At 70.0% G+C, this 12,050-nt stretch carries 6 protein-coding genes; 2 read left to right on the top strand and 4 right to left on the bottom strand.

Annotation, left to right across the window (positions count from 1 at the left end; translation table 11 throughout):
• Positions 1-34 precede the first annotated feature (34 nt).
• A complete protein-coding gene (locus tag ACWD4O_RS13700; protein WP_451279982.1) occupies positions 35-1,150 on the top strand; it encodes an aldose epimerase family protein in 1,116 nt (371 codons plus the stop codon).
• A 222-nt stretch (positions 1,151-1,372) separates the two neighbouring features.
• Positions 1,373-3,001 (top strand): pyridoxal phosphate-dependent aminotransferase, encoded by a 1,629-nt coding sequence (locus ACWD4O_RS13695; RefSeq protein ID WP_451279865.1) that lies wholly within the window; start codon positions 1,373-1,375, stop codon positions 2,999-3,001.
• Positions 3,002-3,082: 81 nt separating this feature from the next.
• Here ACWD4O_RS13695 and ACWD4O_RS13690 read toward each other — a convergent pair whose 3' ends face one another.
• The 4 genes from ACWD4O_RS13690 to ACWD4O_RS13675 form a co-directional block, all read right to left on the bottom strand.
• Positions 3,083-4,054, bottom strand: a complete 972-nt coding sequence (locus tag ACWD4O_RS13690; protein ID WP_451279864.1) for an arabinan endo-1,5-alpha-L-arabinosidase — start codon at positions 4,052-4,054, stop codon at positions 3,083-3,085.
• 179 nt (positions 4,055-4,233) lie between these two features.
• The gene (locus tag ACWD4O_RS13685) at positions 4,234-4,611 is read right to left on the bottom strand and encodes a hypothetical protein (protein ID WP_451279863.1); all 378 of its coding nucleotides are present in this window, start codon (positions 4,609-4,611) and stop codon (positions 4,234-4,236) included.
• Between the two features lie 237 nt (positions 4,612-4,848).
• Positions 4,849-5,085 carry a hypothetical protein gene (locus ACWD4O_RS13680; RefSeq protein ID WP_351909035.1) on the bottom strand — a complete coding sequence of 79 codons (237 nt, stop codon included), beginning with the start codon at positions 5,083-5,085 and terminating at the stop codon, positions 4,849-4,851.
• Between the two features lie 29 nt (positions 5,086-5,114).
• A complete protein-coding gene (locus ACWD4O_RS13675; protein ID WP_451279862.1) occupies positions 5,115-11,978 on the bottom strand; it encodes a polymorphic toxin-type HINT domain-containing protein in 6,864 nt (2,287 codons plus the stop codon).
• Between the last annotated feature and the right edge of the window lie 72 nt (positions 11,979-12,050).

Genomic DNA, 12,050 nt, shown 5'->3' with positions numbered 1-12,050 from the left:
TGAACGGGCCCCCGCCGGAAGGCGGGGGCCCGTTCTGTTTTCGGCAGCAGGCAGGCAGCAAACAGGCAGCAGGCAGCAGACAGGCAGTGGAAGGCAGCACATGGTGAAGACGCCCTTCGGCACACTGGCCGACGGCACCGAGGTCTCCAGCTGGTTCCTGGAGAACGGCGGCACCCGGCTGAAGGTGCTCTCCTGGGGCGGCGTCGTCCAGTCCCTGGAGATCCCCGACCGGCACGGCCGCCACGCCGACGTCTGCCTCGGCTTCGACGACCTCGAGGACTACGTCGCCAGTACCCCGTACTTCGGCGCGCTGATCGGCCGCTACGGCAACCGCATCGGCAAGGGCCGGTTCACCCTCGACGGCACGGACCACCAGGTCGACGTCAACGACGGCGCGAACAGCCTGCACGGCGGCGCGACGGGCTTCGACAAGCAGGTGTGGGACGTGGAGCCGTTCACCGAGGGCTCCGACGTCGGCCTGCACCTGTTCCGTACCAGCGCCGACGGCGAGATGGGCTACCCGGGCACGCTCGAGGTCAAGGTCACCTACACCCTCACCGAGCGCGGCGAGTGGCGCATCGACTACGAGGCCACCACCAGCAAGGCCACCGTCGTCAACCTCACCAGCCACGTCTACTGGAACCTGGCAGGCGAGAGCAGCGGCACCATCGAGGGGCACGAGCTCACGATCGCCGCCGACCGCTACACGCCCACCGACTCGGGCCTGATCCCCACGGGCGAGCTCGCGGAGGTCTCCGGCACGCCCTTCGACTTCCGCGAGCCCAAGACGATCGGCCGGGACCTCCGGGCCAGTCACATCCAGCAGCTGCGGGCCAAGGGCTACGACCACAACTGGGTCCTCGACAAGGGCGTCACGGCCGAGCCGGTCCAGGTGGCGACGCTGCGCGACCCGGGCTCCGGCCGCACCCTGAAGATCGCCACCGACCAGCCGGGCCTGCAGTTCTACTCCGGCAACTTCCTGGACGGCACGCTCGTCGGCACCGGCGGCCGCGCCTACCGCCAGGGCGACGCCCTCTGCCTGGAGACGCAGGGCTTCCCGGACTCACCGAACCAGCCGGCGTTCCCCTCCACGGTGCTGCGGCCCGGACAGACATACCGGACGACGACGATCCACTCGTTCGACGCGTAGACAGCATTACCGCTGATGCGGTCACGGTGGCTGGTAGGGGTAAGACGGTGCGAGTGTGCCCAGGGTTCCGGAAGCCAAACAAGAACTCACACTGCTTTCACACCCGTTGAACAACACCCCGCCAGTCTCCGTATGTAAGAGCGGCCCGCGCTCCCCCGCGCGGGCCACCCAATGACGACGGGCCCGGTCGTCCCCGCCGGGCCCGCCCCATACGGAGGTTCCATGGCCGACAACGTCTCCTCGTTGTTCCGTAACACTGCGGCCCACAGTCCGTCGATGGCGGCACTGACTCGCGAGGGCGGCGAGGGGGTCGGCCCGGTGGACTTCTGCATCCCCTGCAACCCGTACTTCCCCACCCCGGCCATGATGGACACCATGTCCGCGCGGCTGCGGGACATCATCACGTACTACCCCAGCGGCGCCGACACGATCACGGCCGAGCTCTGCAACCTGCTCCAGCTCCCGCCGCAGGCCGTCGCCATGGGCAACGGCTCGACCGAGCTGATCACCTGGATCGACCATCTGCTGGTCCGGGAGTCGCTGGCCGTCCCCGTGCCCACCTTCGGCCGCTGGACCGACCAGCCGATGGAGACCGGCAAGCGGGTCGACATGTTCCCGCTCCAGGAGTCCAGCGGCTTCGCCCTGGACCTCGCGCAGTACGCCGAGTTCATCCGCACCCGCGGCACCAAGGTCGCGGTGATCTGCAACCCGAACAACCCCGACGGCGGCTTCCTGCACAAGCACGCGCTCGTGCAGTTCATGGACGCGATGGCCGACCTGGACCTGATCGTCATCGACGAGTCGTTCCTGGAGTTCGCGGACGCGGAGCAGGAGCCGAGCGTCGTCCAGGAGGCGATGATCCGGCCGAACGTCATCGTCCTGCGCAGCCTCGGCAAGAACTTCGGTCTGCACGGCATCCGCTTCGGCTACATGGTCGCCAACCCGTCGCTGGCCGGCCGGGTCCGCTCGATGCTGCCGAAGTGGAACCTCAACGCCTTCGCCGAGTACGTGGTGTTCATGCTGAAGGAGCACGGCCCCGAGTACGCGCAGAGCCTGATGCAGGTGCGCCGGGACCGTCTCGACATGGCGAGCCAGCTCAGCGCGCTGCCGGGGCTGACCGTCTACCCCTCCCAGGGGAACTTCCTCTTCGTGCGCCTTCCCGTCGGCGCCGAGGGCACCGTGGTCCGCGACCGGCTGCTCGCCGAGCATCGCATCCTGGTCCGCGAGTGCGGCAACAAGATCGGCTCGTCGAGCCGCTTCCTGAGGCTCGTGGTGCGCCCCCAGGTGGACGTGCGTCGCCTGGTGTCCGGCCTGGAACAGGTGCTCTACGGGACCAGGAGGGGAGCTGCCGTGCCCGAGCTGAGCACCGGGATCAGCTACAGCTCGGGTACGGCGGCGGTGGACCGGCTGGTCACCAACGGGGCCGGCATGCCCGGTCTTGCCGCTCAGGCCATGGGCATGGGCGCCCAGATGCCGGGGCTGGTCGCGGCCGCCCCGGCGATGGCCGCCCCCGCGATGGCCCCGGCGATGGCGCAGTCCGCACCGTCCGACGGCGTCGGGATGCCGATGCCGGCCGCAGCACAGGTCTTCCCCCAGCCCGTGCAGATGCCGGCACCGGTGCCCGCCCCGCAGCCCATGGTCCCGGCGATGGCCCCCGCGGCGATGGCGCCGGCCATGGCCCCGGCCGCCCAGGCCCCGCCGATGGGCCCGACCCCCACCGGCGTCCCGGCCCGCGGCGGCCTCACCGCCGCCCAGGTCAGGGGCACCAACGGCCTCTCCCCCGCGGCCGCCACCGGCTGGCCCAACGCCCAGAGCTGGCCGAACGCGGCGGGCATGGGCCAGGTCAGCTAGTCAGCGCTTCCTGGGCGCGGGTGTGCTGCACGGCCTTCGGCCGGCAGCGCGCCCGCGCCCACCTTTGCCGTGGAGGCGACCTCAGTAGGCGACGGGCCAACCGCTGCTCCAGTCGAGGAGGTTGACGCCCAGCTTGGGCGTGCCGTTGTCGTTGCCGTCGTAGTAGTGGTAGACGATCAGGTCCCCGTCGGAGTCCTTCATGATCGACTGGCCGCCTGGGCCGATGTACCGGCCGTGCGACTCCAGTACGGGAGTCCCGCCGTTGTTCGTCATCGCGACGCCGCTCTTGTCGTAGTACGGACCCGTCACGGCGGTGGCGCGGCCGACCTTGATCTTGTAGGTGGAGCCGACGCCGGCGCAGCAGGTGTCGTACGAGGCGAAGAGGTAGTAGTAGCCGCCCCGCTTGACGATGTACGGCGCCTCGACGGCCTTGGTCCCGGTGGGGCGGGCGGCGATCGAGCGGCGGGCGGTGTCGGAGGAGAGCTGCTTCCCGGTGGCGGGGTCGATCCGGATCATCTTCAGCCCCGTCCACCAACTCCCGAAGGACAGCCACCACTTGCCGTCGTCGTCGACGAAGAGGTTCGGGTCGATGGCGTTGTAGTCGCCGGCGGTGGTCGAGGTGTAGACGGTGCCGTAGTCGGTCCAGGAGCCGGGCAGTCCGGTCGTCGAACCGGCCAGTCCGATCGCCGACCTGTTGGAGCCGAACGTCGAGACGGCGTAGTACATCAGGTACTTGCCGCCCTGGTACGAGAGGTCGGGCGCCCAGGCCTCCGTGGCGCCGTACGACGACCACCAGCCCGGCTTCGTCGGGAACGCGTCGCCGCCCGCGCTGAACGCGATGCGGTCGGTGGAGGTGCGGTGGGCGAGACCGCCGCCGGTGGCGTAGAGGAGGTAGCGGCCGGCGGAGGTGCGGATCATCGTCGGGTCGTGCACGACCGTCGATCCGGTGACCGTGCCGGGGTTGGGGTACGCGGAGGCGGTGGAGGGGGTCAGGGCGAGCAGGATCGCGGCGGGGAGAGCGAACAGGGCGGCTCTGCGTGAGATGCGGCTCATGCGGACGCTCCTTCGGTGGGGCCCGCCGTTCGCGATGCCGAACAGCGGTCGCGTCATCGGGCCGGACCGTAGATTCGAACCCCTTGCGCGTCAACGGCCCGCGCGGACACCCGAAAGTCTTCGAGAAACGGACGGCTCCCCCCTGGAACCCAGAGGGGAGCCGCCGATGCCGCCTTCGCCTACGTGAGGGCCGCGATCAGTTCTCGCGCAGCCCTGGAGACTTCGGGGTCCGGATCGTCCAGCAAGCCCCGGAACACCCCGGCGCCCGCCAGAACGGCGCTCTGGCTCGCGGCCTCCCAGGCGATCTTCTCCTGGTACCCCTGCGCGTCCTTGCCCGGTGCCAGGCGGGCGGTGGACTCCCACTCCCTGGCCGCATGGATCCTGGCGATGAGCGCCAGGATCTCCGCGCGGCCGCGGACGGTGTCCGCTCCGGCCAACTCGACCAGGAACGGCACCACATGGGGTGTCGCCTCCGACACGACGAAGCCGAGGGAGCACACGCGGTCGCCGAGTTCGTCGACCGCATCGCGCGCGGTCTCCTCATCACCCCAGGCCACTCTGGAAAGGAGTGGCGGGATGTCGCGAGCCGATCCCGTCGAGTCCCTGAGACTCCCCCAGGGGACCTGGGGGACCCGCTTGAGCATGCGTCCCATCGCCTCCCCTTCCGGAGTCCTCAACCCGTGGACGAACGGCGGCCGCCGCACGCTTGCGGACGGCTCCCCCGGAGGGATCTCCGGGGGAGCCGTCGTCTCACTTTTCCCGCGAGGGCAGACAGCGCCCCGCGTCACTTCCTGTCACCAGGGCGGACACGGCAGGCCACTCGCTTTCCTCGGCTCCAGGAACTCCTCCCGGAACACGTCCAGGGAGGCCCTGAGAAGAGGAATGTCGATCTCGGAACGGACGTAGCTCAGCCGGGCCGAACTGTCGTCGAAGCGGAACTCCAGCAAGAGCTCACCCCGCTTGCCGTCGATCATCTCGACGACTTCCATCGACTCGTAGTCGTTGTGGTCGCTCAGGATGATCAGGGCCATGAACTGCCGCCCTTGAACGGAGAACGATCTCATAGCCATCCCTCGAACTGGACTCGACCGCCGCGCATGCTCCAGCGAGCACCACGGCCTGTTGCGCTATCCATGATCTCGAGCACCTCCCCACCGTAGTGCGCGGATGACGGGCTGATGGCTCTTGTCGCGTTGGGGTTGCCCAGTAGCTCACCCACAAGATCCGCTCCGCCCCGGTTCAACGCACCGAAGTCGTTCTTCCGGTTGGCTCCCCGGAGGAACGGCGCGTACTTGGCGACGTGGCCCGGCGTGCGGCTGTCCGGGTCGGTGTGCTTCTGCAGAGACCTTCCCGCCTCGGTCATGTGGAACTCGTACTGGAACGGCTTGCCCTTCTTGGGCGGGATGGGCCGCAGCGCCGCAGCGGTCAGGTCGAAGTCCGTGGCGTCGGCGAGACAGTTGTGCGCGAGGACCGGCGTGGACCCGGCCAGCACGTAGTACGTGTGGACGTCCGTGACGGTCAGGTTGTGGACCGTGGCCTTCTTGGCGGTCCATGCCTCGACCGCGCCGACCTGGATCCAGGCGCCCGAGGACGTCTGAAGCCACTGGCCCGGCTTCAGTTCACCGGCGTCGACCCACTCCCGCAGGGACGGCACCCAGAAGGGGTGGCCGGCCGTCGCGGTGACCGTCGTGGTGGTCTTGGACCGGCTGTCGGACGGGCCGTCATGGACCGCCGGCGTGATCCGCACGAGGTCCTTGCTGCCCTTGCCTATGATCGTCGCCGTGGCCGTCTGGACGGAGGTCTTCCCCGTCTTCGGGTCGGTGGCCACGACCTTGTCGCCGACCTTGACCTTCTCGATCGGCCTGGTCGATCCGTCGGCCATCAGCACCCGGGTGCCGGGCTTGAAGCTGTTGGACTCGCAGGCCGCCGACTGGACCTCTTCCTTGACGGTCTCCTTGACCTCCTTCGCGACCTTCTTGACCGCCCGTCTCACCTGCGACGGCTTCGGACGCGCCTTCGGCTGCGAACGGGGCTTGGCACGCGGCTTCGGACGGGCCGCCGCCTTGCGGGCCGCGGCCCGGCGGGCTGCCGCCTTCTTCGCCGCGGCACGCGCGGCGCGGGCACGAGCCTGGGCTGCCGCCCGCTTGGCCGCCGCGCGTTTCGCCGCCGCACGGGCCGCTGCCCGCTTGGCCGCCGCGCGCTTCGCAGCGGCCGCCTTGCGGGCAGCCTCCCGCTTCGCCTTCGCCGCCGCGCGCTTCGCGGCCTCGATCGCCCGCTTGCGGGCCAGGGCCGCCGCCCGCCGGGCCGCCGCCTGCGCCGCCTTGCGGGCCGCGATGATCGCCGCACGACGGGCCGCCGCGCGGATCGCCGCCTGGATGGCGATACGGGCCGCGATGCCGATCAGGATCGGGAAGAACGCCCCGGACGGATCGGAGAACGTGGCCGGCGCGTTGTTGCTGTAGGCGTACGGGTTCATCGTGCCCGGGTTGCCGTAGTCGACCATCGGGTCGACCTGGATGAACCGGCCCGACACCGGGTCGTAGTCACGAACGCCCAGTCGGGTCAGACCCGTGTCCTGGTCGACCGTCCCGCCGACGAAGCCGCGCCAGCCGGGCCAGGTGGAGGGCTGTTGGCCCCGCGCCTCACCGAACGGACTCGACTTGCGCCGAGTGACGCCCATCGCCGGGTCCACCATGTCCACGACCGTGTGGGACGTGCCGTGGTGGTCGGCGAGCATCATCTGACGGACGCCGCCGGTCGCCCGGACCGTCGTCGAACCGTCCGGGTTTCCGTAGAACCGTTCCGCCTTCGCGCTGGTGTTGGCCGCGTTGACGGTCAGTTCCGCGTCGGCGAGGTAGAGGGTGCGGCTGCCGTCCGCGCCGGTGCGGATCAGGCGGTCGCCGTCCGCGCCGTAGAGGTACGACGTGGTCTTCGTGCCGCCGCCTTCGACCGGCTGGGTCACCTTGCGCAGCTGGCCCTCGATGTCGTACTCGAGGGTCTGCTCGGTGCCGCCGTGCTGGCGTCCCGTGGTGTGGCCGGCCTTGTCGTAGGAGAAGGTGTTGAGGCGTTCCCCCTGCGGGCCCACGGACTTGATCTCCGCGAGCGCGTTCGGGCCGCCGACGCCCGCCTTGCCGTACACGTACGAGCGGGTGACGTCCTTGGTGGCGTCGCCCGTCGGGTCGTGCTCGACGAGGGTCTTGCGGTTGCCCGCGGTGTCGTAGTCGTAGGAGTTCCAGTAGGCGTCCGGACCGCCGACGGTGTCCTTCGACGGAGCCGCCGCGCAGTCGTCGGTCTTCGCCGTCCAGGCCGAGGTCATCTGGCGGAGCTGGTCATAGACGAAGCACTGCGTGTCCGTCTTGCCCGCGTCGGGCGCCGCGCTGCCGGGCACGTCGGTGATCTTGGTGACGTTGCCGGCCTCGTCGTAGCCGTACCGGGTCTCGTTGATCCGGACCGGGCTGACCGAGCGGTCGAAGGTCGCCGTCTGGAGCCGACGCGTGAACTCGTCGTAGACGTACGAGCCGTAGACCTTCTTGCCCGCCGGGCCGGCATCCGTGCGCAGGATCTCGCCGAATGCCGAGTACTCGACGTCCGCAAGGTACGTGGACGCGCCACCCATGGCGATCGGCAGGTCGTCGGAGTTGTAGCGGAAGACGACCCGCTCGGTGACGAGACCGCCCAGACCCGGCACGGACACCCAGGCGAGGTTGCCGGTCGGCGTGTAGGAGTACTCGTACTCGTACGTGCCGGCCAGGCCCGTCTCCTCCGCGGGGATCACCGTCTTCGACGACTCCACCCGGTAGGCGTCGTCGTACGCGGTGACCTCCTCGCGGTACTCACGGCCGTTGTCGTAGCGGATCTGTGCCGTGGGCAAACCCTTGCCGAGGCTGTCGTACGTCCATTCCATGCGCTTGGGACCGGTCGAGGAGCCCTCGCGCAGGGAGGTCTGACGGCCGCCCGCGTCGTAGGTGGTGAACAGGGACCGCTTGAGCGGGTCGACGGTCTCGATCACGTTGTCGGCGTTGTCGTACCGCACCTCGACACGGCCGCCGTCGGGATCGACGACCGCCGTCTGCCGGCCGCGCTTGTCGTACTCGAAGGTCGTGACGGCGCCGCCCGGGGCGGTCACCCTCCACAGGTTGTCGAGGTCGTCGTACTCGTACCGCGTGTCCCGCCACTTGGTGCGGGCCTTGTCGGTGTACTCGCGCAGCCGCTCGGTGCGGCCCTCGGCGTCCTCGAAGACGGCCGTGACGGTGTCCCCGCCCGGCGGGATCGTCGTGGAGACGTCGCCGTCGCGTTCGGTGGTCGTGCGGAGCTTCTCCGTGCCGCGGTAGTAGGTGACCTCGGCGGTGGGCTGGCCCAGTCCGTCGAAGGTCGTGCGGCTCTGGGACGGCACCTCGTGGTCGCCGACCTGGAGGAGCTTCGCCTCGGGCTCGGCCGAGTTGTAGTACCCCTCGTTCTCCTTCCACGGACGGCCCACGCTGTCGTAGAAGACGTCGTTGACGATCCGGCCCGCGCCGACCGCCTCGTCCTGCGTCTGCCGCTCGCGCAGCAGGCCGTCGAGGATCTCGTACGAGACCGCGTACTGGCCGTTGTCCTTCAGCGTGCGCGAGGTGACGATCGTCGGACCGTCGCGGCGGACGGTGTAGTCGTACGTGGCCGTCGGGGTCTGGGTCGCCGGGTCGCGGTCGATCTCCCAGACCTTGAGGAGCCGGCCCAGCGGGTCGTACTCCATCGTGGCCGTCTTGCCGTTGGCGTCCGTCTCGGTCAGCGGCAGGCCGCGGACGTCGTCGAAGACCGTGGTCTCGGTGAACCCGAGCGGGTCGTGCGAGACCTGCTGGGTCGGCCGGGTCACCGTGGTCGGCGTGTACTCCATCCACGTCTTGCGGTTGTCCGCGTCGTACGTCGCCGTCTCACGGCCGTGGATGTCGTACTCGGTGCGGTCGATGGTGATGAAGCCGTCGCCCGTGCCGTTGAGCTCCTGGACCTCGGTGGGCAGCCCCTTGGTGGGGGCCGCGCCGAAGGCCAGGTTGTCGTAGAGCGTCCGGGTGTCCTCGACGACCTCGGCGTTCGCGGTGCCGCAGGCGCCCAGCGTGGTCCGCTCCCGCGACTCCGGCTCGATCAGATACGCCGTGGTGTTGCGGGCGTAGGCGACCGTGGAGCAGCGGAGCTTGCCGCCCGGGGTCTTCTCCTCGACCTCGTACGGCAGACCGTAGCTGTCGTACTTGGTGGTCTCGGTGGTGGTGCGCCAGGTGTCGCCCTTGACGCGCTCGCGGGTGCGGACGCTCTCCGGGCGGGACATCCAGGCCTCGAGAGGCGTGGTTCCGGCGCGGGTCCGGGTCGCGGTCTTCACGGCCCAGGGGGTGGTGACGGTGGCCGAGTCGACGGGGCCGCCGTCGGACTCGTAGCCGATCTGCTCCAGCAACTGGCCCTGGTACTGCGGGAGATCGCTGTACGTCTTGCCCTCGCTGTCGGTCACCGTCGAACTGCGGGTGCCGGAGGGCAGCTTGTCGCCGTGCAGGCCGCGGTAGTAGCGGTGCTCGGTGAGCTGCTTGACGTCGTCGCCCGTGCCCTGGCGGGTGCGGACGCGTTCGTAGCCGCGGTACTGCGACCAGGTGCGGTGCTTGTTCTCGGTGAACTCGCTGTCGTCGTAGGCCCATCCGGCGCCGCCGAGGAACTCGTACGAGGTGACCTTGGCGGGGCTGTCGGTGACCAGGTCCTCTTCGCGGACCTCGGTGACGACGTACTTGTGGAACCAGTCCTTCACCGGGTTGAGGGCGCCCTTGGGCGTCCAGTACTGCGGGAAGCAGCGCATGGTGTTGGACTCGGGCGAGGCGGGCATCCGCTTGGGCTCCAGGGCCTGGCAGTCGCGCGCCGAGTAGGTGACGCCGATCCGGCCGCCGGTCTCGGTGTCGATCGCGTGCACCCGGTAGCGGGAGAAGGGCGGCAGGCCCTCCACCTTGTCGACGCGGTTGTCCAGCTGGATGCCGGCGAAGGTGACCTTCGGCATCGCGGCGCTGCCGCCGGCGCCGTGCCCGGTGCGGGTGACGGCGTCCAGCCACAGGGCCGGGGAGGTGCCGTCGCCGGTGGCCGGGTAGGACTGCTCCAGCGTCCAGGAGTCGACGGGCTTCAGGGCGCTGCCGGAGAGCACGCTGGCGGTGATCTTCGTCAGGCGCTTGGTCGTCCAGAACGTCGGGGAGTATTTGTCGGTGCACTTGGCGCCCGACAGGCACTCCTGGTCCAGCGGCACGTCCGGCCAGTGCTTGGCGTTGGCCGCGGTCCGCTTGGGCTCGGTGCAGTCGAACGCGGCGGTGGGGATGCAGCGTTCGGTGGCGGTGAAGGAGACCCGGCCGGCCGGCTGGACGCCGAACAGCTTGTCGGAGCGCAGGCCGTAGTCGATGCGGTCGAGCTCCGCGAACCGGGTGTAGGAGATCTGCTGGTCGGCCTTCATGTTCTGGCCGTAGTAGTTGGTTCTCTTGTTCCACCACAGGGTCATGGCGTCGCCGAGCGGGTCGACCACGTAGTCCAGGTTCCAGCGGTAGGCCTGGTAGCAGTCGGAGTCCATGAACGCGGTGGCGTGGCAGGGCTCGCCCGGGTGGTTGCCGAACACCGGCACCGTGAGGGCCGAGTTGGTGACCGTGCCGTCGGGCGCGCCGGGCAGCTTGTTCAGGCCGAAGTGGTACTGGGTGCCGTCGGTGGTGGTCAGGACCCAGTATTCGCCGCCCTTCGCGCCGTTGGCGGCGTCGGACTTGTGCTGCAGGCGGGAGCCGTCGTCGTCGGCCGGACGCCACTCGTCGGTGCCGTCCTTCCTGACGAGTTCGGAGGTGTTGCCGCCCAGGGACATCACGACATGGTCGGAGCCCCAGCACAGGTCGCCGCTGTCACCGGTGTTGTTGGGCTTCTGCTCGGCCCCGTTGGCGTCCTTGATCGGGTCCTTGTCGTCCGAGCAGGAACGGAAGCGGCGCTCGATGAAGCCCGGCTCGTAGTCCCAGCCCTCGGCGAGCCAGGAGGACTGTCCGTTGGTGGAGGCGGTACGGCCGTCCACCGCCTGGGAGCTGTAGGAGAGTTCGACCTCGGGCTGCGGGCCGCCGGGGACCTCGGGCGCCTCGATGGGGTAGCTCCAGGAGAAGCCGCCGGACGAGGAGCCCGCCATCCAGGAGCCGGACGGCGACAGCGAGGTGGCGCCGTGGTTGCCGCCCGGCCCCGCGGCCTCGGCGGCGGCCGCGAACACGGCGGGCGCGGCGGCGGCGGTGGACCGGGCGGCCGCGGTGGACGCCGCCGTCAGGTCGGTGCTGCCCGAAACGGTGTGCGCGGACGCGTCGTTGGCGCCCGGCAGCGGGGTGCGGGTACGGCAGCGTTCCAGTTCGGGCGTGGTCAGCGCACAGGCCGGAAGCCGGTAGAGGCGGAGCCGGGAGCCCCAGTCTCCGCCGTAGGTGTCCTTGAACGACGCGTAGTCCAGCTCCAGTTCGACCGCGCCGGAGGCGGCGGGTCCCAGGCCGTTCCGCGCGGGGGCCGCCGTGAACAGCAGGCCCTGCACACCGGCCTTGCGGGCGGCGGCCGCGTCCCTGACCTGGACCTGGACGGCGCTGCCGGGTGCGGCGGCGGCGCGGGCCGACTTGCTCTTGGCCCCGACCTGACGGGCCTTCACCAGGCCGCTCTGTACGGCGGTTGCCCCCTGGTCGGCGCCGGTGGTCAGCGGCGCCTTCCTGGGGAGCTTGTCGCTGCGGTCCGTCACCAGGGTGGTGAAGGTGCGGGCGGGGACGATCCCCGCGGCGGGCTTGAAGGCGCCCGTGGCCTCGTCGCGCGTAGCGGGCCGCTTCTTGTCGAAGTCCTGGCCGGGTACGGAACGGTCGCGCTTGACGTCGGAGATCCGGGTGCTCCCGTCGGCGGCGCTGGCGTCGTCGGGTATCAGCCCGACGAACAGCACAAGCCCGACTAACAGGGAGACGGATCTGGTCCAATGACCGAAATAGCGCAGCTGTCTTATCAAGTGGTCCAC

The organism is Streptomyces sp. NPDC002623 (assembly GCF_053592635.1).
This window is presented reverse-complemented; position numbering and strand designations above follow the sequence as displayed.

Excerpts from the sequence above, each read along its gene's own strand:
- ACWD4O_RS13695 (WP_451279865.1), top strand. The coding sequence starts at position 1,373 with ATGGCCGACAACGTCTCCTCGTTGTTCCGTAACACTGCGGCCCACAGT.
- ACWD4O_RS13690 (WP_451279864.1), bottom strand. The coding sequence starts at position 4,054 with ATGAGCCGCATCTCACGCAGAGCCGCCCTGTTCGCTCTCCCCGCCGCG.
- ACWD4O_RS13680 (WP_351909035.1), bottom strand. The coding sequence starts at position 5,085 with ATGGCCCTGATCATCCTGAGCGACCACAACGACTACGAGTCGATGGAA.